This window comes from Aminobacter carboxidus (assembly GCF_014863355.1).
GTDB lineage: Bacteria > Pseudomonadota > Alphaproteobacteria > Rhizobiales > Rhizobiaceae > Aminobacter > Aminobacter carboxidus.
The window spans coordinates 118,578-138,682 of sequence record NZ_JACZEP010000004.1; the positions used below are offsets into that span (position 1 = coordinate 118,578).

Sequence of the window (20,105 nt, forward strand, 5' to 3'; positions counted from 1 at the left end):
GCACCGGCATCTGGAGAATCAGCTTCCTTGGCGAACAGCGCTCAAGCCGGCACCGCTGTGAATAAGCTCTGCCGCCCGCTGCACGTATTGCGCGCGACCTCCCTCTTGCCGCGCGCAACCGCATGACGTAAAGGGAACCCGTCGCGCAAAGCGACCGCTTCCCTTGATCCGCTCAGTGGCGGAGTAAACAGGTGGACGAATAGTCGTCCAGGCGGTCAAGCATACGTCGCCCATGCCGTTTCGAGCATGGGGCGCCCAGCTCCCGAAAATCACCCCGCCTGAACCACTCAGGCCCATTGCGAGCTGCCATCGGCGCAAGGCCGCGGCACGCTTGCGTTCATTGGAGTTCGCCATGAGCAAGCCGCTCATCGTCATCTTTGTTGCCGTAGTCCTCGATGCCATCGGCATCGGCCTCATCTTTCCGATCCTGCCGGCGCTGCTCAAGGACGTCACCCATAGCGAAAATGTCGCCGCCTATATCGGCGTCATGACGGCGCTCTACGCGGCGATGCAGTTCGTCTTCGCGCCAGTGCTCGGTTCGCTCAGCGACCGGCTCGGCCGCCGCCCAGTGCTGCTGATTTCCCTCGCCGGGGCCGCGATCAACTACCTGTTCCTCGCCTTTGCCCCCAGCCTGTGGATGCTTCTGCTCGGCCGCGCCATTGCCGGTCTGACCAGCGCCAACGTCTCGGTGGCGACGGCCTACATCACCGATATCTCTCCCAAGGATCAGCGCGCCCGCCGCTTCGGCCTGTTCAACGCCATGTTCGGCGCCGGTTTCATCATCGGGCCGGTGCTTGGCGGTGCGCTCGGCGACCATTGGCTGCGCCTGCCTTTCATCGCCGCCGCCGCGCTCAACGCCTGCAATCTGCTTCTGGCGTATTTCGTCCTGCCGGAAACGCGCGCGCCCAGCCCAGACAAGATCAACCTCGCCGCGCTCAATCCGCTCAAGCCGCTGCGCTGGGTGTTTTCGATGAAAAGCCTTTTGCCCGTCATCTCGATCTTCTTCATCTTCAGCGCCACCGGCGAGGCCTATGGCACCTCCTGGGCGTTGTGGGGCAGCGATGCGTTCCAGTGGAACGGGCTGTGGATCGGCCTGTCGCTCGGCACCTTCGGCGTTTGCCAGGCCCTCGCCCAGGCCTTCCTCCCCGGTCCCGCGGTCAAGCTGCTCGGCGAGCGCGCCGCCATTCTTGTCGGCATTGCCTGCGCCTGCACAGCACTTGTCGTCATGGCCTTCGCCAGCAAGAGCTGGATGATCTTCGCCATCATACCGCTCTTCGCGCTTGGCGGCATCGGCGTGCCGGCGCTCCAGTCGCTCGCGACCCGGCAGGTCGACGAAAGCCAGCAAGGGCAGTTCCAGGGCGTGCTGGCGTCGGCGCTCAGCCTGGCATCGATCATGGCGCCGCTCGGCTTCTCCAGCTTCTACTTCGTCGTCCGGGCACAATGGCCCGGCGCGATCTGGCTGTCAGTCATCGCCATCTACGCGCTCAGCGTGCCGCTGGTGCTGGGTTTGAGTTTCAAGAAGACGATGCCGGTTGCTGCGACATAGCGGGCAGAAGGGGGGTGTGACGGAACGCGAGGCGGAGTTTTGGCCTGATGCCGAAAGGTGAAAAAGGACGTTTACGCTCCGCCCACCTTTTCGCCGAAGGTCGAGAAGAACTGGCCGGCCAGCTTCTTCGAGGTCGAGGTGATCAGGCGGCTGCCGAGCTGGGCGATCTTGCCGCCGACATCGGCCTTGGCCTCATATTTGAGGATTGTCGCGTCGGGCCCGTCCTCGGTCAGGGTCACGTCGGCGCCGCCCTTGGCGAAGCCGGCGATGCCGCCCTTGCCTTCGCCAACGATGGTGTAGGAGTGCGGCGGCTTGAGGTTCTTCAGCGTCACTTCGCCTGTGAAGGTCGCCTTGATCGGCCCGATCTTGAGCACCACCTTGGCGGCCATCTCGGTCGGAGACGTCATCTCCAGGCTTTCGCAGCCGGGAATGCTCTCCTTGAGCACAGCGGGATCGTTGAGCGCCTGCCACACCACCGCGATGGGTGCCGCGATTTTTTCTTCGCCTTCGATCACCAGGGCCATGCTTTATCCTCCCGAATGCCGATCCCATCGAGGCGTATCGCAGCGTCCGGTGATTGTCCATCGCGCGGCCCGGATCAGGCCTTGCGGCCAATCGAGATCAGGCCTTGCGGCCAATCGGGATCAGGCCTTGCGGCCAATCGGGATGATCTCGCCCATGTCGGGCGCATAAGCCGCGCCCTGCCAGCTGCCGAGCCAGCGGTCGACGGCGAGCCCGGCCTCGGTCATCATCGCAGCAAGCCGCTCCTGCGCCGGGAAGGCGATGCGCGAGCGTGCATGGAACTGCCACCCGTCCGCCGGGACGCGGTAAAAGGTGTCATAGGTGACGATGCCTGATGCAGCGTCCTGGACGGCGTCGTTCCAGGCCTCGACGAGGCCGAAAGTGGGATGCGCGATGGTGCGCCTGGAATCGTCGGGTCCCCATTGCAGCCATTCCTTGGCCAGCGGATTGCGGCTGTCGAAGATGAAGCACCCGCCAGGTGCGAGATGGGCAGCGATGGTGTCGAGCGCGGCGCGCTGGTCCTCTTCGGTCAGGAACACCTGGAAGGCATGGCCGGTCAGGAGCACGAGGTCGAAGCCCTTGCCGAGGCGCAGCGAACGCGCATCGCCTTCGACCCATTCGACATGCTCGCCGCCGGGGCGCTTGCGGGCGACATCGAGCATGGCAGGCGCCGGGTCAGCGCCTGTGACGGCACGGCCGTCGGCCAGCATCGCCGTCAGCGCGCCAGTGCCGCAGCCGAGGTCGAGAACGCTACGCGCGTCGCCGACGAACCGCATGATGAAGTCGACGTCGTCACCGCCTTCGTTTTCGAGGTCGTAGAACTGGACAAGTTCGGGGTCGATGTAGAGGCGGTCGTCGATCAAGGCACTGCTGCTCCGATGCTGGCTGGCGCATTCATACCATCGCAGCGCCGTGAGGGAAGCCGTGCCTGCCGGACCAGTTGCCGGGCGAAAGTTGCACCACGACGCCTCGTAGTGGCAACCCGTACGGTGCCCCCTTCGTCGCTCTTGCAGCTGTTTGGTCCTTGCCATAACGATGCAGGTCCGGATTTCGGGAGGAATTGATGGCCGGCCAAAAGACGACGAAGACGCTCCGTTCGCAGGAGTGGTTCGACAATCCCGACAATCCCGGCATGACCGCGCTTTATCTCGAGCGCTATCTGAATTTCGGCCTGACGCGCGAGGAGTTGCAGTCGGGCAAGCCGTTGATCGGCATCGCCCAGACCGGCTCCGACCTGTCGCCGTGCAACCGTCATCACATCGAACTGGCCAAGCGCGTGCGCGACGGCATCATCGCCGCCGGCGGCGTGCCGTTCGAATTTCCCTGTCACCCAATCCAGGAAACCGGCAAGCGCCCGACCGCCTCGCTCGACCGCAACCTAGCCTATCTCAGCCTTGTCGAGGTGCTCTACGGTTACCCACTCGACGGCGTGGTGCTGACCGTCGGCTGCGACAAGACCACGCCGGCGCTTTTGATGGCGGCGGCCACCGTCAACATTCCGGCGATCGCGCTGTCAGTCGGCCCGATGCTCAATGGCTGGCACAAGGGTGAGCGCACCGGCTCGGGCACCATCGTGTGGAAGTCGCGCGAAAAGCTGTCGTCCGGCGAAATCGACTACGACCAGTTCATGGATATCGTCGCTTCGTCAGCACCCTCGGTCGGCTACTGCAACACCATGGGCACGGCCACGACGATGAACAGCCTGGCCGAAGCGCTGGGCATGCAGTTACCTGGTGCTGCCGCCATCCCCGCGCCCTACCGCGAGCGCGGCCAGATTTCCTACGACACCGGCAAGCGCATCGTCGACATGGTGCGCGAGGATTTGAAGCCGTCCGACATCATGACCCGCGAGGCGTTCGAAAACGCCATCGTCATCAATTCGGCAATCGGCGGCTCGACCAACGCGCCGATCCATCTCAACGCCATCGCCCGCCATCTCGGCGTGCCGCTCGACAATGACGACTGGCAGAAGGTCGGCCACCATGTGCCGCTTCTGGTCAATCTGCAGCCGGCCGGCGAATATCTCGGCGAGGACTACCACCATGCCGGCGGCGTGCCGGCCGTCGTTGCCGAACTGATGAAGGCCGGCCTGCTGCCGCATCCCCACGTCATTACCGTCAATGGCCGCACCATGGGCGAGAATTGTGCCGCCGCCGAAAACATGGACCCAAAGGTCATCCGCTCGGTCGCCGACCCGCTCAAGAAGGACGCCGGCTTCATCAACCTCAAGGGCAATCTGTTCGACAGCGCCATCATGAAGACCAGCGTGATCTCGCCCGAGTTCCGCGACCGCTATCTGTCGAACCCCAGGGACCCCGAAGCCTTTGAAGGCACGGCAAAAGTGTTCGACGGGCCGGAGGACTATCACGCTCGCATCGACGACCCGGCGGAAAACATCGACGAACATACAGTGCTGTTCATGCGCGGCGCGGGACCCGTCGGCTATCCCGGTGGCGCCGAGGTGGTCAACATGCAGCCGCCGGCCTACCTGCTCAAACGCGGCATCCACTCGCTGCCTTGCATCGGCGACGGCCGCCAGTCGGGCACTTCGGGTTCGCCGTCGATCCTCAACGCCTCGCCGGAAGCCGCGGTCGGCGGCGGGCTGGCGCTGCTGAAATCGGGCGACCGGGTGCGCATCGACCTCAGGAAAGGCACCGCCGACATTCTCGTGACCGACGACGAGATCACCCGCCGCCGCGCCGAACTGCAGAACAATGGCGGCTATCAGTTCCCCGCGCACCAGACGCCGTGGCAGGAGATCCAGCGCGGCATGGTCGACCAACTGTCGGAAGGCATGGTGCTGAAGCCGGCGGTGAAATACCAGCGTGTCGCCCAGACAAAGGGCATCCCGCGCGACAATCACTAGGCAAGCAAACCGGGGTGCTTGCGCCCTGGTCAATCAAGCTGCGACAGCAACTGCCCGTTAGCACGGCTCGATGGTGCGATGCCGTCGCAGATCGGCTGCGCCAGCATTTCAGCCAGCACCGTGCGCTGGTTGATCTCGGCGCGCGCGGCGTAGTGGCCGAAATGCTGAGCGGCAGCGGTTGCCCCGACGCCGAGGGCCAGGGCCGCGGCGACAGCAGCAACCCAGCACACACCGCGATGCCAGCCGGACGCCACGCTCAACAGGCGGCGCCAGGCTGCGATCGCGGCGATGATCAGCGCTCCCAGGGCGCAGCACATCGGCGTCTCTCCCCGCTCATGCGTGCTTGCCGCAGCCGCAATCAGCCGGGTGGTAGCGGCCGGTCGGCTCGACCATGCCGCCCTTGCCGTACATGTCGTGCGGCCTGACCCAGTCGGCGAGGAGATGGAACGGCCCGTTTTCGTCGCGGCCCTTGGGCATCACGTCGAGGAAGCCATAGGCCCCGAGGAACTGCTCGCCACCACGGCCGAAGGTCGAATAGGTGTGGTAGATCTGGCCGTCATCGTCCTTGTAGAAGACGCTGTCGCCGGACAGATCCTCGATCTCGAAATCGAGCGGCGCGAAGTTGTAGACCGCCTTCTTCGCCGCAAATTGCTGAGGCGTATAGGAGACGTTGAAGTCGTAGTTGAAGTCGCTGTCAAAGGACGAGACGAAACGCGCCTGCCAGCCCATGCGGGCCCTGAGTGCCTCGACTTCGGCAATCGGCGCGCGCGCCACGGCGACGTAGCTGACGTCGTGGTTCTCGAGGTGGACAATCACGCTGTCAGCGTTGTCGAGTTCGAACGAGCAGCCGACGCAGTGGTGCTGTTGGCCCGGGCCCATCATGAAATGCTTGATGAACAACTGACTACGCCCGTCGAACAGGTCGGACAGCGAAAGCCTGCCCTCAGGACCGTCGAAATAGTACTGCTTGTCGATCTTGACCCAGGGCAGCTGGCGCCGCTCGGCGCTCAACTCGTCACGCGCCCTGGTCATTGCCTTTTCCTTGGCGAGCAACGCCCGGCGCGCTGCAACCCATTCGTCTCGCGATACGATTTCATGTCGCATTTCAATCTCCATCGTTTGGACACAGGTTTCCCATCGGCCGCCGGATGGCGGCCGTCATGCACTGCTCGAAATTTCGATGCTTGCTGTTAGAGGTAGCCCGTCACTGCGGGCGCTCGGTCCCAGGCGTCGTTGCGCCCATCCTCATAGATGATGGGCACAGCGGCCAGCTCGTCGGGCGAAATGTCGTCGAGACAGGCGATGTTCACCGCATGGAAATCGCCGCCCATGATGTCGAAGCTGGCCGAGGCGAAGGGATGAACGCCGCAGCGGCTGCAGAAGGTGTGGCGGATGGCCGACGAGCCGAAGCGATACTCGGTCAGCATGTCGGCGCCGGAGGTGACGCGGAAGCCGGCGGGCCGGGCAAAATTCTTCCAGAAGCGGGTCTTGGCGCACCAGGAGCAGTTGCAGCGGAAGCTCGACGTCCACCAGACGCCGTCGAGCTCGGGCTTGGAGCGCTGCCCCTCGGGTGCGAGATCGAGCTGGCATTCGAAATGAACTGCCCCGCAGTGGCAGCTGCCGCGATAGGATTTCAGCATGGTCATGTCTCCTCGCATGGCTGATCGTTCCGAGGATCGGCAACGATCCCCGGCAGGCATTGGTTTCATCAGGCACGTAACTGACGCGCGGGCTTGGCGCGCGAAGGTCAGACCACCGGTCGGCCAGCGAGCGCGTCGGCCAGGCGATCGAGGCATTCGCCCCAGCCGCCCAGATGCGAGTCGCGCGTTTCGACATCGAGGAACGGCTCCTGCCGGAAGGTCAGCCGCGTGCCGTCGCCTTCGGCCTTCAGCGTCACCGTCACCAGCGTCTGCCAGTCGGGATCGTGGTCCCAGGCGAAGGTAAAGACGATCCGCTCATTGTCGACGATCTCGCGGAAGGTGCCAGACATGCCGTTGTCGCTGTCACCATGGATCAGCAGGTGATAGCTCCCGCCCTTGCGAAACTCGTGCGTCTCACAGCTCGACGTGAAGCCCTTCGGTCCCCACCAGCGCACCAGATGCTCGGGGCTCGACCACATGCGGAAGACGAGCGCCGGCGGCGCGTCGAACACCCTTGAGAATTCGAGGACAAGCGACTGGGCGGCGACGGTGTCAGTTCTTGCGGTCATCCTGGTCTCCCTTCGGCGTCTGCAGTTCCTTGAGATAGTCGGCCATGCGGTCGAAACTCGCATCCCAGAAGCGGCGGTAATGATCGACCCAGTTGGCGATGTCCTTGAGTGGCGCAGCCTCCAGCCGGCACGGCCGCCACTGCGCCTCACGGCCGCGGCTGATCAGCCCGGCGCGCTCCAGCACCTTCAAATGGCGCGAGATGGCCGGCAGGCTCATAGCGAACGGCTCAGCCAGTTCGTTGACGGTCGCCTCGCCCTGGGCGAGCCGGGCAAGGATGGCACGCCGCGTCGGGTCGGCGAGGCTGGCGAATGTAGCGTCGAGGCGATCGTCCATCATATTATTTAGCAGTCTTGTTAATTAACTAACTCGCTAAATACGACCGCAAAGGCGCCCTGTCAAGAGTGCGATACGGACGGAATAGAACCTGGATCCGCACGTTCTCCCGCCATCACGCAGGAGATCCCGATGTTTTCATTTTCGCCCAAGCCGCGCTCGATCCGTTTTCTCTGCCGTCCCGAAGATGACGGCGTCATCCCGCCGCCGGTGCCGGCCAAGACCTTCCTGCCCGACTGGTTCCGCAAGTTGCCGGCGGTCGACCCGGCCAAGCTCTCGACCGGCGACAGCGGCCTCACCATCAAGCGATGCATGCCATTCCTCGACGCCATGACCGCCGGCTGGATTATCAGGCTGCCGGCGACGGTGCGGATGGAAATCTCGGACGGCGGCAAGAAGGTGGACAGCGCCTGGGATTTCGACCGCACGCTGGTCAGCAATCACGGCGCTCATCAGGTCGCCGGCAACCCGCGCCAGCCGGCGCCGCCGTGCAAGTTCCACAACTACTGGACCGTGCGAACGCCACCTGGCTGGAGCTGCCTGTTCGTGCAGCCGCTCAACCGGCCGAATGGCATCTTCGAACTGGTCTCGGGCGTTGTCGACACCGACACCTACACTGCCGAGATCCACTTCCCGTTCTTCGCCACCGGCGCGGATGGCCTGCACGTCATCGAAAAGGGCGCGCCGATTGCGCAGGTCATTCCGTTCGAGCGTACGGCGCTGGAACTCGTTGCCGACATCCGCGCCGAAGGCCAGGACGAAAGCCAGGATCGCCGCCGCGTCTTTCGCAACACCATCGCGTCTGACGGCTGGTACAGGAAGGTGGCGCGGGCACTGCGTTAGGAGCCAGTTCAAGACGCAACGAAAAGGGCCGGTGGAAATTTCCACCGGCCCTTTTGCTTGATGCCTTGCAGATCAGTCGTCGTCCGACGACGAATTCGAGGAACTGTTCGAACTCGAGTTCGACGAGGAGTTGGAGCTGGAATTCGAGCTCGAGTTGCTCGACGAATTGGACGAGCTGTTGGAGCTCGAGTTGTTCGACGAGTTCGACGAACGGTTGGAACTCGAATTGCTGTTCGAGTTCGACCAGCTCGAGCCGCCCGACTTGCCGCCCGAAATGACCGTCTTGAAGAACTTCGAAATGTCGTCGTCGGCATGGGCAGTGCTGTGTGCCGCCGGCGCCGCGAGCAGCATTGCGCCAAGGATGGCGAACATCTTTTTCATCTGTCATCTCCTTTTGGACAATCTTCGCGATTGCCCGGGAGGAACGGGACAGGACGACGGCTATTCCATCGGCTGGACAAAAAACCCGCCCGAGGCTGCCGGTCGATCTTTGAAATCCGCCAGGGAGCGACTAACTGGGAAGCAAAGGAACTGATGTCTCATGGCCAAACGGCGTTCTTCCCTCGGCTTTCTCGGCATGTTCGGCCGTTCGAGCGACCTGCGCGAGCTGGACGCGGCCTTGCGCATGTTCGACCTGCATCCCGCGCTGGTGCCGGAAGGCGTCAAGCTGACCATCGTCAACCTGATGAAGGACCACTGGCCAAACGATCCGCCCTCGCAGGCTTATCCGCCGGTGGCGCAATTGTTTGGCTATTGCATCGCCGGACCCGAGGTATTTGAACAGACCAACGGGCACGAGCTCATGGCGGAAGCCGAGCAGCGCATCGAAGCGGCACTGGAAACTGGTGACAGTTTCGATGCCGAGATCGTCCTGCTCGCCTTGCATGCCAAGCTGATCAACCCCGACGTCGTCTCGCGTTTCGAGCTGAGTACCGGTTAGTCGCGTGTCGGCCTAGCCGCCCATGCCGCTGCGCGGCAACTTGATCAATTCGCCAAATTGCACGCGCAGTTTGTCGTCGGTCATCCTGGAGACGTGACGTGGGAAGCGTTCGGCAAGCACGCGTTTCTTCTCGACGATCGCCTTGCCCAAAAGGTCGGGCTTGCCCCTCTCGTTCCACTCCTTGGGCGAGAAACGATCGGCGACGGCGGGGTAGAAATACTCGGTCTGCATCAGCCTCAGCGTCTGTTCGTTGCCGAGATAATGGCCCGGGCCGTTGAGGCAGACTTCGGAGATGGTGGCGATCGACAGCGCCTCGTCCGAGACCTCGATGCCGCGCACGCAGCGCAGGCATTGGCCCAGCATGTCGTTGTCGATGATCAGGCTTTCGAGACAGAAGCCGAGCAGCGAGGCATGCATGCCGGCTGACTCATAGACCAGGTTGAGGCCCGAGAGGCCGGCCATGACATTGGTGATGCCCTTCTCGTAGCCGGACTGCACATCGGGCAGCTTGGAGTCGGCCATGCCGGCGGCCGAGCCACCGGGCAGGTCGTAGAACTGGGCCATCTGGGCGCAGGCAGCAGTCAGCAGCGCCTGCTCGGCCGAACCGCCGGACATGGCGCCGGTGCGCAGGTCGGAGACGAAGGGCCAAGTGCCGAAGATCGCGGGGTGGCCGGGTTTCAGCGCATTGACGTAGACGAGACCGGCGAGCACCTCGGCGACCGCCTGGACGACCGCACCGGCGATGGCCGCCGGAGCGGTGGCGCCCGCCTGCCCTGCCGACAGCAACAGGATCGGGATGCCGCCTTCAACGCAGGCCTCGAGCACGCCACAGGCATCCTCGGCAAACTTCATCGGCGGCACGACGAAACAATTGGAGTTGGAGACGAATGGACGCGCCCTGAAGTTTTCCTCGCCGCCGGCGATTTCGTAGAGCATCTGCAAGGCGGGCGCGACATTCTCACGGACGGTGAAGCTGGTACCGACATGCTTGGAGGTGCCGGAGACGCAGGCATAGAGCGTGTTGAAATCCATCTCCAGCGGGTCGGGAATGTCGCGCGGCACCATCGGGCGCTGGAAGAAGTGGATGTTGTCGAGCCCCTCGACGAGGCGGGCGGCATCGTAGATGTCTTGCAGCAGGCTTTCGCGGTATTCGCGCTTTTCGACATCGACAAGATGCACGGCAGCACCTGCCGTACCGTAGTGGACGCGCCTGCCCTGGATCAGCATGTCATGCTTGGGGTCCTGACCGCAGAGCGTGAAGTTGCGGGCGGCATTCTCGATCGTCGACAGGACCAGCGCGCGGGGGAAGCGGATGCGGCCGTCGTCGCTGTAGGTCGCGCCGACCCGCGTCAGCGCCTCGATGCAACTCGGGATGGCGTTGGCGAAGCCGACGGTTTCGAGCAGCGTCAGCACCGCTTCGTGGATACGCTCGAGATCGCTTTGGGCCAGTGCCTTGAAGCGGCCGCCCTCGAGGCCGGCGCGAACCGGGCGGATGTCGTCGGCGAGCGGAGCGGCGCGCATCGCCCGTCGCGCCTCCCTGCCACCGGACCTTCGCGAGCGTTGCTCCGCCGACAGATCATGGCTTCCGATGGCAACTGACATGCAGGTCCTCCGAACTGTGTGAGGCTGGCCCGCAGTGATTATGCCACCGTCGTGTCGCCTCGTTCCCTTTGCGCGACTATGCAACGTCCATTGGCCCAGACTATGGGCCAGCGGTTTCCGCCGGATATGCCAGAACGCTCATATATGCCGGCGCCACGGAGGGGCCGCCGGCATAGGGATCATGCGGCGGCGGGTCGACGTCCGGCGGCGGTGGCCAGCTCGCGGATTCCGGGCTCGATGTGCTGCAGGGCAATCGAGGAAATACCTAGCCGCATGAAGCGCGTAGGCTTGTCGGAATGCTCGAAGAAACGCTCGCCCGGCTCGATGATGACACTGCGCGTGGCAGCGGCCGCCGCAAGCCCGCGCGAGTCGGTGCCGCGCGGCCCTTCGAGCCACAGCGACGTGCCGCCAGCGGAATCCGTCGACTGCCAATCTGGCAGAAAAGCGGAGATCGCCTGGACCAATCGCTTGCGCCTCTCGGTGAAGGCCGTCGACAGGCGCCGGACCAGCGCCTCGTGGTGGCCAAGCGACAGGAACAGGGCAACCGCGCGCTGGTTGTTGGCCGGAGGATGGCGCAGCATGAAGCGGCGCAGCGCGCGCAGCTCGGCGATGAGATCGGCCGAGGCGACGATGTAGCCAAGGCGCAGGCCAGGTGCCAGGGTCTTCGACATCGAGCCGACATAGACGACGCGGCCCGAGCGATCGAGGCTCTTCAGCGCCTGCTGCGGCGCCTCGTCGAGCAGCTGGCTGTCGTAGCCGTCCTCGATGATGATCTGGTTGTTGCGCGTGGCGCGCGCCAGCAGGTCCTGGCGGCGCTCGGCACTGAGCGGCACCATGGTCGGGCACTGATGGCTCGGCGTGACGAAGACAAAGCCGGCGTCAGACGGGATCGCCGAGGTGACGATGCCCGAATGATCGACCGGAACCGGCTCGATGTCGGCGCCTGAGAGACGGAAGATCGAGCGCGCATCGGGATAGCCGGGGTCCTCCATGGCGACCTTGGAACCCTTGGTCATCAACAGTGTGGCCAGCATGTAGAGCGCGTTCTGGGCGCCAAGGGTGACGATGATCTCGTCCGGATTGGCGAAGATGCCGCGGCGCGGCAGCAGGCGCGCCTGGATCTGCTCGATCAGCAACGGGTCGTCGCGGTCGACCATATCGGCGGCCCAGTTGCGGATTTCGAGCACGGCCAGCGCCATGCGGTTGCACTCGCGCCATTCGGCGGTCGGAAACAGCGTCGGATCGAACTGGCCGTAGACGAACGGATAGGACGACTTGATCCAGTTATCGAGCTTGGCCGGCGGCTGCATGTCGGAGGCGGCGATCTGGCGACGCGCCTTCCAATCGATTTCATTGGCCTGGTCGGGGCTTTTCTGCTGCGGCTTGGCGGGCGTCGCCAGCACTTCGGGATTGACGAAGTGGCCGCGGCGCTCACGCGCCACAAGGAAGCCCTGGTCGACGAGCTGCTGGAAAGCCAGCACCACGGTACCGCGCGCGACGCCGAGTTTTTCGGCGAGGATGCGGCACGAGGGCAGCGGCATCGAGGCCGCAATCTGGCGGTCGAGAATGGCGGCGACGATCGCCTGCCGGATCTGGGCCTGGAGCGTCTGACCTGATTCCGCCGAAATCCGGAACAAGCCTGACCAGATCGCCGTATCGTTTCGCTGTGGCATGGGGACGTTTCCTGCAAGTCCAGTCTTTTGACTTCGCTGGACCATAGAAAGCTATCCTTGGTACAAGCAGTTGCACCAATCAATTTTTCTAATCCTATAGATTTATGCCAGTGAACCTTTCCAGCGCCGGTTGCAAACAGACCCAGTTGAATCGATTGAAATTTGCCGCGATAGTCCGCCGCGACGCCTCTCAATGAGTCCGTAGGTCTGCTAGGATGACTTTGCAGGCGATGCGGGCAGAGCAAAATTCCGGAGTTCCAAGGTGATCGACCAACCTTTCAAGGCGGCGCTGGCCGCGCTTCGCAACCACCACGAGGACGCGCCGAAGAACTTGCGGGCGGCGTTCGCCTCCGACCCGAAGCGGTTCCAGCATTTTTCCGCCTCCGATGATGACCTTTTGCTCGATTGGTCGAAATGCGCCGTCAACGCCGAGACCATGGCGCTGCTGGAGAAGCTGGCGCAGGCGGTCGATCTCGAAGGCAGGCGTGCGTCAATGTTTGCCGGTGCGCGTATCAACCTCACCGAGGACCGGGCGGTGCTGCACACGGCGCTGCGCAACCCGCGCGGCGAGCCGGTGATGCTGGACGGGCACGACGTGACGACTGACATTCATGCCGTGCTCGATGCCATGTCGGCCTTCGCCGACGACGTTCGCTCGGGCAAGGCCGCGGGCGCCACCGGCAAGAAGATCACCGACATCGTCAATATCGGCATTGGCGGTTCCGACCTTGGCCCGGCCATGGCAACGCTGGCGCTGGCGCCCTATCACGACGGGCCGCGCGCGCATTTCGTCTCCAATATCGACGGCGCCCATATCCACGACACTCTGAAAGGCCTCGACGCAGGCACAACGCTGTTCATCATCGCGTCGAAGACCTTCACCACGGTCGAAACCATGACCAACGCCGCCACCGCGCGGCGCTGGGTCGAGGAGAAGCTCGGCCCCAAGGCGGTGGGCCATCACTTCGCCGCCGTGTCGACGGCCCTCGACAAGGTGGCCGCCTTCGGCATCGAGCCGTCACGTGTGTTCGGTTTCTGGGACTGGGTCGGCGGCCGCTACTCCTTGTGGTCGGCGATCGGCTTGCCGATCATGATCGCCATCGGGCCGAAGGATTTCCGCGCGTTCCTGGCTGGCGCGCACGCCATGGACCGGCATTTCGCCACCGCACCGCTGCTCAAGAACATTCCTGTGCTGATGGGCCTCGTCGGCTTCTGGCACCGGGTGGTGTGCAACTATCCAGCCCGTGCCGTCATCCCCTACGACCAGCGCCTGTCGCGCCTGCCGGCCTATCTGCAGCAGCTCGACATGGAATCGAACGGCAAGAGCGTGACGATTTCGGGCGGCGGCGTGGTGACGCCGACGGGCCCGCTGGTGTGGGGCGAACCCGGCACCAACGGCCAGCACGCCTTCTTCCAACTGCTGCACCAGGGCACCGATTTCATTCCGGTCGAGTTCCTGGCGGCGGCCGAAGGCCATGAGCCCGACCTCAAGGAGCATCACGACCTGCTGCTCGCCAATTGCCTGGCACAGTCGGAAGCGCTGATGAAGGGCCGCACGCTCGAGGAAGCGCGGCGGCAGATGCTGACCAAGGGCATCAAATCCGAAGAGGTCGACAAGATCGCGCCGCACCGCGTCTTCTCGGGCAATCGCCCGTCGGTGACGCTGCTCTACCGCAAGCTCGACCCGCACATGCTCGGCCGGCTGATCGCGCTCTATGAGCACCGCGTCTTCGTCGAGGCGCAGCTGTTTGGCATCAACGCCTTCGATCAATGGGGCGTGGAACTCGGCAAGGAACTTGCCACCGGGCTACTGCCTGTCGTGGATGGACGAGAAAATGCCGCGCGTCATGACTCCTCGACAGCCGGCCTCGTGGAGCATATCCACCGCCTCAGAGCGCCGCGCGAGCAGTAGCTGCGAACGGCGCCGCTGGCATTGCACCTGCGCATCCGGCCTCCCGCCGGTGCGCAAGGTCGGAGGAGTGAGTGATTTGCGGGGCATCAAGGGCATACTTTTCGACAAGGACGGAACCCTTGTCGATTTCCAGGCGACATGGTTCGCCATCGGCGAAATGATGGCGCTGAAGGCGGCGGACGGTGACAAGACGCGGGCGACCGCACTGATGGAAGCCGCTGGCTACGATTTCACCGCCCATTGTTTCAAGGCCGATTCGGTGTTTGCAGCCGGCACCAACGCCGACATCGTCGATCTCTGGTATCCCGCAGCCAGCACCGCTGAGCGGGCGGCGATGGTCAGGCATTTCGACGAGGTGACGGCGGAGGAAGGTGCGGCCAAGGCCGTGGCCCTGCCCGGCAGCAAGGACGCGCTGGCAAGCCTGCACAGCGCCGGCTTCCGGCTCGGCGTCGCCACCAACGATTCGACCGGCGGTGCGGAAAAGACGCTGCTGTCGCTGGGCGTCGCCCAGATGTTCGACGCCGCCTATGGCTACGACGCGGTCGCCAACCCCAAGCCGGCGCCGGATGCGATCCACGCCTTTTCCGACCTGACCGGCTTGAAGCCGTCGGAGATCGCGATGGTCGGCGACAACCGCCACGACCTCGAAATGGCAAAAGCCGGCGGCGCGCTGGCAATCGCTGTGCTGTCGGGCACCGGCACGCGGGAATCGCTGACGCCGATGGCAGACGTTGTGCTCGATTCGATCGCCGATCTGCCAGCCTACCTAGCCGGCAAGGCCTGACCGGCTCGCCCCACTCCACGCAAGAGACACCGATGGCCGCAGAACTGACCATCCGCCGGGCGCACCGCGCGGACCTGCCCGAACTGGTGCAGCTCTACCGCCATCTGGTGCCTGACGAACCGGTCAGCACCGGACATGCGGAAGAAATCTGGGAACGGTTCTCGCACTCGAAGGACCCGGCAACGCTGGGATTCTACCGCAGCGCGGGGTTCCAGACGACCAAAACCGGATTTGAGATGAGACGGCTGCCGGTGAGAGAAAGCTGAGCCGGAAGACGCGTAGCGATCCTTCCCACCCCCTCTGCCCTGCCGGAAATCTCCCCCGCAAGGGGGAGATCAGACGTCATAGCGACTTTCGCCAATCGCCAGCGTTGCAGGACTTGCTGTGGCGTCCGAGCTGCCGAGCTCCTCCCTTGCGGGGAGATGTCCGGGACAGAGAGGCGTGGGAAGGAATGAAACTAGGCCTCACGAACCTTCCAACCCCGAAGCCTCTACTCGAACACGATCGTCGGCGTTGCCGCTTCGGCGGCGCCCTTTTCTTCCTGCAGTCGCTCCCAGACCTTGGTCGCGATGTCACGATAGATTTTGGCTTCAGCCCCCTCCGGTTTCGATACCGTCACCGGCGTGCCGGCATCGGAGCTTTCGCGGATGCCCATTTCCAGCGGCACTTCACCGAGGAAGGTGACGCCGAGGCGCTCGGCTTCCTTGCGCGCGCCGCCATGGCCAAAGATGTCGTAGCGCGTGCCGGTATCCGGGGCGATGAAGTAGCTCATGTTCTCGACAATGCCGAGCAGCGGCACGTCGACCTTCTTAAACATGTTCAAGCCCTTGCGGGCGTCGATCAAGGCCAGGTCCTGCGGTGTCGAGACGATGACCGCACCTGCCAGCGGCACCTGCTGGGCCATGGTCAGCTGAGCGTCGCCGGTACCTGGGGGCATGTCGACGACGAGCACGTCGAGCGGACCCCATTCGACCTCGCGCAGCATCTGGGTCAGCGCCGACATGACCATCGGGCCGCGCCAGATCATCGGCGTTTCCTCGTCGACGAGGAAGCCCATCGACATGACCTTGAGGCCGTAGTTCTGCATCGGCTTGAGGATCTTGCCGTCGACAGTTTCCGGGCGGCCATGGATGCCAAGAAGCTTGGGCATCGAGGGGCCATAGATGTCAGCGTCGAGCACGCCGACCTTGAGGCCGTTGGCGGCGAGGCCGAGCGCGATGTTGACCGCAGTCGTCGACTTGCCGACGCCGCCCTTGCCTGAGGCGACCGCGATGATCGAGGCGATGCCGGGCACACCGCGCTTACCCTGCGACTGCGAGGCTGGCGCGTGCTGGGCGGGACGCGCAGCCGGAGCTGGTGCTGGACGCGGTGCTGCGGGCTTTGCCGGCACCGGCGCTTCCATGCCGCCGCCCTTCTTCTCCGCGGTCAGGGCCACGACGGCGCCGTTGACGCCGGGGATTGCCTTGACGACGCGTTCGGCTGCGGCCCGCAGCGGCTCCATCTCCTGGGCGCGCGCGGCCGGAACGGTGATCGAGAAGAACACCTTGCCGTCGGCAATGAAGATATCGGAGACCAATCCGAGATCGACGATGTTGCCTGAGAAATCCGGGCCGTTGACCGTCTTGAGACGATCCACAACGATTTCCTTGGTGACTGTCATGTGTCGAACCTGCTGCTACATGTTGCACGTCAGATAATGCAGTTTGCCGCAAGAACCAAGCTACCCGAAATGGCAGTGATCTTCGCCCTGTGGGCGATCCAGCCGATCACGTCCTGTTTTCGCGGCAAAAGAAATTTTCGACCCCATGTAGGATCGGCACCGTCTGCACCGTCCTTGGGGCATAGAAGCGCAATCATCTGGAGAGCAGCGATGAAAATCGTCAATTATCTCTTCTTCAACGGAAACTGCCGCGAAGCTTTCGAGTTCTATGCCAAAGTATTCGATGGCGAAATCGTCGGCATGCTTACTCACCGTGAAACGCCAGCCAGCAAGGACGTCTCCGAGGAATGGCAGGACAAGATCATCAATGCCCAGCTCGTCATCGGCGACCAGTCGATTATGGCCTCGGATTCACCACCGCAGTACCGGACGGAAATGTCGGGATTTTCGGTGTCGGTCGATATTGACGATCTGGCCAGGGCCGAACGCATTTTTGCGGCACTTGCCGATGGCGGCACCATCAACATGCCTTTCAGCCCGACCTTCTGGGCCAAGGGTTTCGGCATGGTGAAAGACACGTTCGGCACGCCGTGGATGATCAGCAGCGGCAACGCCGGCGAATAGACAGCACAAGCGAATTTACGAGGAAAGCATGACGCATTCAGCCATTGAAACTCCTGCAATCTCGAACCCGGCACTGTGGACCGGCCGCGTGTTGAGCGGCGCCCTGATCGCGTTCCTGGTCTTTGACGCGGTGATCAAGCTCGTGCCGCTGCAGGTGGTGATCGACACCACCGCCGCACTTGGCTTTCCGCCCGAACTGGCCCGGACGCTCGGCGTGCTGACGCTCGTGTGCACCGTACTCTATGCTTGGCCGCGGACGGCGATCCTCGGCGCGATCCTGCTGACCGGCTATCTCGGCGGCGCGATCGCCATCCACCTGCGCATCGGCAACCCGCTGTTTTCGCACACCTTGTTCGGCGTCTATCTCGGCCTGATGGCCTGGGGCGGGCTTTATCTGCGCGATCCGCGTCTGCGGGCGCTGATCCCGTTTAGCCGCTGATCAAGCCACATCCAAGGAAACGACAATGCAGATCCTCGTCATCATCCTCGCACTGGCCGTGCTTGCGATTCTCGTGATCCTGGCCATCGCGGCCACCAAGCCCGCCACCTTCACCATCCAGCGCACAACCGACATCGATGCCGCGCCGGACGCCATCTTTCCGCTGATCAACGACTTCCACAACTGGCGCGACTGGTCGCCGTGGGAAGCGCTCGACCCCGACCTCAAGCGCAAGATGAGCGGCGCGGAGTCCGGCCGGGGCGCTGTCTACGAATGGGAAGGCAACAAGAAGGTCGGCAGCGGCCGGATGGAGATCACCGAAGCTGCGGCACCGAACAAGGTGGCCATCAAGCTCGACTTCCTGAAGCCGTTCGAAGCGCACAATGTGGCTCGCTTCACCATCGAGCCGCAGGGCACAAAAACGCGTCTGAACTGGGCAATGACCGGTCCGTCGCCGTTCATGTCCAAGGTGATGCAGGTGTTCATGAACTTCGACAAGATGGTCGGCAAGGACTTCGAAAAGGGCCTCGCCAGCATCAAGGCAATCGCCGAACGCAAGCGCCTTGCCGGCTCGTGAAAAGGCTGACCTGACGTAGCAAGACCTGTCGCCCCGCTGGGGCGGCACTATCTTCACCTCAATACCTGGCTTCATCCGAATGTGGGGGCAAACACAGAGGAGACTGACATGCTTGGTCAAATCAATGCCGTTGCCAATCTCGCCGTCAAGGATCTCGGACGCGCCAAGACCTTCTACGAGCGCACGCTCGGCCTCAAGGAGGTCGACCATATGGACGAGGACGTGTCGGTGCTGAAGAGCGGCGACACCGTGATCAACGTCTACCGCTCGGAATATGCCGGGACCAACAAGGCGACAGCAGTCACCTGGGCCGTTGGCGGCAAGATCGACAGGCTGGTCGAGGAGTTGAGGGCGAAAGGCGTGACATTCGAGCACTACGACATGCCCGATGTCAGGCTCGAAGGCGACGTCCATGTATTCGGCGACCTCAGGGTCGCCTGGTTCAAGGATCCCGACGGCAACATCCTCAACCTGATCAACCAATGATTTTGATACGGTAGTCCCTTGTGAAGACTGGCTAATCCGGCCGGCGCCGGATAGCCTTCGGGCATGATCGACAAGCTTGAGTTCTTCATCGCACTCGCAAGAGAGCAACATTTCGGACGCGCCGCCGAGGAATGCGGCGTCACCCAGCCGACGCTGTCCGCCGGCATCAAGCAGCTCGAGGACATCCTCGGCGTGATGCTGGTGCAGCGCGGCTCGCGCTTCCAAGGCCTGACGCCAGAGGGGCGCCAGGTGCTGGACTGGGCACGGCGCATCGTTGGCGACACCCGGGCCATGCGCGAGGAAATGCGCGCCGCCCGCCACGGTCTTTCCGGGCGTATCCGCATCGCAGCCATCCCGACAGCGCTTGCGATGGTGCCTAGGCTGACGACTCCGTTCCGCGAAAAACATCCCGGCGTCACCTTCTCGATCCTGTCGCGCACCTCGATCGAGGTTTTGTCGCTGCTCGGCAATTTCGAGATCGACGCGGGAATCACCTATCTCGACAACGAGCCGCTCGGCCGGGTGACCAGCGTGCCGCTTTATGCCGAGCGCTACCAGCTGATCACGGCGGTGGGCAACGAATATTCCGATCGCGACAAGGTGACGTGGGAAGAGGTGAGCACGCTGCCGCTGTGCCTTTTGACCCCCGACATGCAGAACCGCCGCATCATCGACCAGCATCTCGCCGACGCCGGCGTTCAGGTGCGGCCGACACTCGAATCGAACTCGATGATCGTGCTGTTTTCACACATCAGGACCGGCAAATGGTCGTCGATCATGCCGCTCAACCTGGCGGAAACGTTCGGTTTTGCCGAACCGATCAGGGCTATTCCTATCGTCGAACCGGATGCCAGCCACACCGTCGGGCTGGTCGTGGCGCGGCGTGACCCCAACACCACGCTGGTGCAGGCGCTGCTTGACGAAGCCATGACGCTGGCAGGCGATTTCCGTCGCAAGGCGTGAGCTATGATGCCCCTGCTTTCGTCCACTCGATAGAAAATTTTTATCATGTGACGAAACAGCTTTATTGATTCCGGCCCCAAAGATCGGGTTCAATAGGGATATAGCGCCCAAGTCAGGCGCCAGTG

23 protein-coding genes are annotated in these 20,105 nt (G+C 63.5%); 12 read left to right on the forward strand and 11 right to left on the reverse strand.

Features of this window, described 5'->3' with window-relative positions; translation table 11 throughout:
• Window positions 1–352: 352 nt before the first annotated feature.
• The gene (locus tag IHE39_RS14810) at window positions 353–1,546 is read left to right on the forward strand and encodes a TCR/Tet family MFS transporter (protein ID WP_192567008.1); all 1,194 of its coding nucleotides are present in this window, start codon (window positions 353–355) and stop codon (window positions 1,544–1,546) included.
• A 71-nt stretch (window positions 1,547–1,617) separates the two neighbouring features.
• Here IHE39_RS14810 and IHE39_RS14815 read toward each other — a convergent pair whose 3' ends face one another.
• Window positions 1,618–2,070 carry an SRPBCC family protein gene (locus IHE39_RS14815; RefSeq protein ID WP_192567009.1) on the reverse strand — a complete coding sequence of 151 codons (453 nt, stop codon included), beginning with the start codon at window positions 2,068–2,070 and terminating at the stop codon, window positions 1,618–1,620.
• A gap of 120 nt (window positions 2,071–2,190) precedes the next feature.
• Entirely contained in the window at window positions 2,191–2,928 is a 738-nt protein-coding gene (locus IHE39_RS14820) for a methyltransferase domain-containing protein (RefSeq protein ID WP_192567193.1), read from the reverse strand.
• Between the two features lie 203 nt (window positions 2,929–3,131).
• Between IHE39_RS14820 and IHE39_RS14825 the strand changes: the two genes are divergently transcribed.
• Window positions 3,132–4,934, forward strand: coding sequence for an IlvD/Edd family dehydratase (locus IHE39_RS14825; protein ID WP_192567010.1), 1,803 nt, complete (start codon window positions 3,132–3,134; stop codon window positions 4,932–4,934).
• Window positions 4,935–4,963: 29 nt separating this feature from the next.
• On the opposite strand, the gene IHE39_RS14830 is transcribed toward IHE39_RS14825, so the two are convergent.
• From IHE39_RS14830 to IHE39_RS14850, 5 genes are all read right to left on the reverse strand, one after another.
• Window positions 4,964–5,251 (reverse strand): hypothetical protein, encoded by a 288-nt coding sequence (locus IHE39_RS14830; RefSeq protein ID WP_192567011.1) that lies wholly within the window; start codon window positions 5,249–5,251, stop codon window positions 4,964–4,966.
• 16 nt (window positions 5,252–5,267) lie between these two features.
• Entirely contained in the window at window positions 5,268–6,038 is a 771-nt protein-coding gene (locus tag IHE39_RS14835; protein WP_246485496.1) for a DUF899 domain-containing protein, read from the reverse strand.
• Between the two features lie 86 nt (window positions 6,039–6,124).
• Window positions 6,125–6,574: a GFA family protein gene (locus IHE39_RS14840; protein ID WP_192567194.1), complete on the reverse strand. Its 450-nt coding sequence runs from the start codon at window positions 6,572–6,574 to the stop codon at window positions 6,125–6,127.
• Window positions 6,575–6,681: 107 nt separating this feature from the next.
• Window positions 6,682–7,143, reverse strand: coding sequence for an SRPBCC domain-containing protein (locus tag IHE39_RS14845; protein WP_192567013.1), 462 nt, complete (start codon window positions 7,141–7,143; stop codon window positions 6,682–6,684).
• Window positions 7,127–7,480 (reverse strand): ArsR/SmtB family transcription factor, encoded by a 354-nt coding sequence (locus IHE39_RS14850; protein ID WP_192567014.1) that lies wholly within the window; start codon window positions 7,478–7,480, stop codon window positions 7,127–7,129. Before IHE39_RS14850 ends, IHE39_RS14845 begins: the two co-directional genes overlap by 17 nt.
• Window positions 7,481–7,609: 129 nt before the next feature.
• Between IHE39_RS14850 and IHE39_RS14855 the strand changes: the two genes are divergently transcribed.
• A complete protein-coding gene (locus IHE39_RS14855; RefSeq protein WP_192567015.1) occupies window positions 7,610–8,320 on the forward strand; it encodes a DUF6065 family protein in 711 nt (236 codons plus the stop codon).
• Window positions 8,321–8,392: 72 nt separating this feature from the next.
• Here IHE39_RS14855 and IHE39_RS14860 read toward each other — a convergent pair whose 3' ends face one another.
• Window positions 8,393–8,701: a hypothetical protein gene (locus IHE39_RS14860; protein WP_192567016.1), complete on the reverse strand. Its 309-nt coding sequence runs from the start codon at window positions 8,699–8,701 to the stop codon at window positions 8,393–8,395.
• Window positions 8,702–8,861: 160 nt separating this feature from the next.
• On the opposite strand from IHE39_RS14860, the gene IHE39_RS14865 reads away from it, so the two are divergent.
• Window positions 8,862–9,260 carry a hypothetical protein gene (locus IHE39_RS14865; protein ID WP_192567017.1) on the forward strand — a complete coding sequence of 133 codons (399 nt, stop codon included), beginning with the start codon at window positions 8,862–8,864 and terminating at the stop codon, window positions 9,258–9,260.
• A gap of 12 nt (window positions 9,261–9,272) precedes the next feature.
• Here the strand turns inward: IHE39_RS14865 and IHE39_RS14870 are convergent, their stop codons facing one another.
• Both IHE39_RS14870 and pdxR read right to left on the reverse strand, forming a co-directional pair.
• Window positions 9,273–10,862, reverse strand: a complete 1,590-nt coding sequence (locus IHE39_RS14870; RefSeq protein WP_192567018.1) for a trimethylamine methyltransferase family protein — start codon at window positions 10,860–10,862, stop codon at window positions 9,273–9,275.
• Between the two features lie 179 nt (window positions 10,863–11,041).
• Window positions 11,042–12,535, reverse strand: a complete 1,494-nt coding sequence (pdxR, locus tag IHE39_RS14875; protein ID WP_184771993.1) for a MocR-like pyridoxine biosynthesis transcription factor PdxR — start codon at window positions 12,533–12,535, stop codon at window positions 11,042–11,044.
• Window positions 12,536–12,797: 262 nt separating this feature from the next.
• Between pdxR and pgi the strand changes: the two genes are divergently transcribed.
• The 3 genes from pgi (at window position 12,798) to IHE39_RS14890 (ending at window position 15,497) form a co-directional block, all read left to right on the forward strand.
• Window positions 12,798–14,447, forward strand: a complete 1,650-nt coding sequence (gene pgi, locus IHE39_RS14880; RefSeq protein ID WP_434781316.1) for a glucose-6-phosphate isomerase — start codon at window positions 12,798–12,800, stop codon at window positions 14,445–14,447.
• 76 nt (window positions 14,448–14,523) lie between these two features.
• A complete protein-coding gene (locus tag IHE39_RS14885) occupies window positions 14,524–15,231 on the forward strand; it encodes an HAD family hydrolase (RefSeq protein WP_192567196.1) in 708 nt (235 codons plus the stop codon).
• A 32-nt stretch (window positions 15,232–15,263) separates the two neighbouring features.
• Complete coding sequence (locus IHE39_RS14890; RefSeq protein WP_192567019.1) at window positions 15,264–15,497, forward strand: GNAT family N-acetyltransferase; 234 nt, start codon at window positions 15,264–15,266, stop codon at window positions 15,495–15,497.
• Window positions 15,498–15,721: 224 nt separating this feature from the next.
• On the opposite strand, the gene IHE39_RS14895 is transcribed toward IHE39_RS14890, so the two are convergent.
• A complete protein-coding gene (locus tag IHE39_RS14895) occupies window positions 15,722–16,891 on the reverse strand; it encodes an Mrp/NBP35 family ATP-binding protein (protein ID WP_192567020.1) in 1,170 nt (389 codons plus the stop codon).
• Here IHE39_RS14895 and IHE39_RS14900 point away from each other — a divergent pair, their 5' ends adjacent.
• From IHE39_RS14900 to IHE39_RS14920, 5 genes are all read left to right on the forward strand, one after another.
• The gene (locus tag IHE39_RS14900; protein WP_312880926.1) at window positions 16,892–17,515 is read left to right on the forward strand and encodes a VOC family protein; all 624 of its coding nucleotides are present in this window, start codon (window positions 16,892–16,894) and stop codon (window positions 17,513–17,515) included. It begins immediately after the preceding gene.
• A 28-nt stretch (window positions 17,516–17,543) separates the two neighbouring features.
• Window positions 17,544–17,954 carry a DoxX family protein gene (locus IHE39_RS14905; RefSeq protein WP_184772000.1) on the forward strand — a complete coding sequence of 137 codons (411 nt, stop codon included), beginning with the start codon at window positions 17,544–17,546 and terminating at the stop codon, window positions 17,952–17,954.
• A 25-nt stretch (window positions 17,955–17,979) separates the two neighbouring features.
• A complete protein-coding gene (locus IHE39_RS14910; RefSeq protein WP_192567021.1) occupies window positions 17,980–18,531 on the forward strand; it encodes an SRPBCC family protein in 552 nt (183 codons plus the stop codon).
• A 108-nt stretch (window positions 18,532–18,639) separates the two neighbouring features.
• Entirely contained in the window at window positions 18,640–19,017 is a 378-nt protein-coding gene (locus tag IHE39_RS14915; protein ID WP_192567022.1) for a VOC family protein, read from the forward strand.
• 63 nt (window positions 19,018–19,080) lie between these two features.
• Window positions 19,081–19,980 carry a LysR family transcriptional regulator gene (locus IHE39_RS14920; RefSeq protein ID WP_184772006.1) on the forward strand — a complete coding sequence of 300 codons (900 nt, stop codon included), beginning with the start codon at window positions 19,081–19,083 and terminating at the stop codon, window positions 19,978–19,980.
• Window positions 19,981–20,105: the final 125 nt, after the last annotated feature.

Coding starts and splice junctions, on each gene's coding strand:
- pdxR (WP_184771993.1), bottom strand. CDS start 12,535: ATGCCACAGCGAAACGATACGGCGATCTGGTCAGGCTTGTTCCGGATT.
- IHE39_RS14850 (WP_192567014.1), bottom strand. CDS start 7,480: ATGATGGACGATCGCCTCGACGCTACATTCGCCAGCCTCGCCGACCCG.
- IHE39_RS14865 (WP_192567017.1), top strand. CDS start 8,862: ATGGCCAAACGGCGTTCTTCCCTCGGCTTTCTCGGCATGTTCGGCCGT.
- IHE39_RS14895 (WP_192567020.1), bottom strand. CDS start 16,891: ATGACAGTCACCAAGGAAATCGTTGTGGATCGTCTCAAGACGGTCAAC.
- IHE39_RS14855 (WP_192567015.1), top strand. CDS start 7,610: ATGTTTTCATTTTCGCCCAAGCCGCGCTCGATCCGTTTTCTCTGCCGT.
- IHE39_RS14860 (WP_192567016.1), bottom strand. CDS start 8,701: ATGAAAAAGATGTTCGCCATCCTTGGCGCAATGCTGCTCGCGGCGCCG.
- IHE39_RS14845 (WP_192567013.1), bottom strand. CDS start 7,143: ATGACCGCAAGAACTGACACCGTCGCCGCCCAGTCGCTTGTCCTCGAA.
- IHE39_RS14870 (WP_192567018.1), bottom strand. CDS start 10,862: ATGTCAGTTGCCATCGGAAGCCATGATCTGTCGGCGGAGCAACGCTCG.
- IHE39_RS14835 (WP_246485496.1), bottom strand. CDS start 6,038: ATGCGACATGAAATCGTATCGCGAGACGAATGGGTTGCAGCGCGCCGG.
- IHE39_RS14840 (WP_192567194.1), bottom strand. CDS start 6,574: ATGCTGAAATCCTATCGCGGCAGCTGCCACTGCGGGGCAGTTCATTTC.
- IHE39_RS14890 (WP_192567019.1), top strand. CDS start 15,264: ATGGCCGCAGAACTGACCATCCGCCGGGCGCACCGCGCGGACCTGCCC.
- IHE39_RS14815 (WP_192567009.1), bottom strand. CDS start 2,070: ATGGCCCTGGTGATCGAAGGCGAAGAAAAAATCGCGGCACCCATCGCG.
- IHE39_RS14810 (WP_192567008.1), top strand. CDS start 353: ATGAGCAAGCCGCTCATCGTCATCTTTGTTGCCGTAGTCCTCGATGCC.
- IHE39_RS14830 (WP_192567011.1), bottom strand. CDS start 5,251: ATGTGCTGCGCCCTGGGAGCGCTGATCATCGCCGCGATCGCAGCCTGG.
- IHE39_RS14825 (WP_192567010.1), top strand. CDS start 3,132: ATGGCCGGCCAAAAGACGACGAAGACGCTCCGTTCGCAGGAGTGGTTC.
- IHE39_RS14920 (WP_184772006.1), top strand. CDS start 19,081: ATGATCGACAAGCTTGAGTTCTTCATCGCACTCGCAAGAGAGCAACAT.
- IHE39_RS14915 (WP_192567022.1), top strand. CDS start 18,640: ATGCTTGGTCAAATCAATGCCGTTGCCAATCTCGCCGTCAAGGATCTC.
- IHE39_RS14905 (WP_184772000.1), top strand. CDS start 17,544: ATGACGCATTCAGCCATTGAAACTCCTGCAATCTCGAACCCGGCACTG.
- IHE39_RS14910 (WP_192567021.1), top strand. CDS start 17,980: ATGCAGATCCTCGTCATCATCCTCGCACTGGCCGTGCTTGCGATTCTC.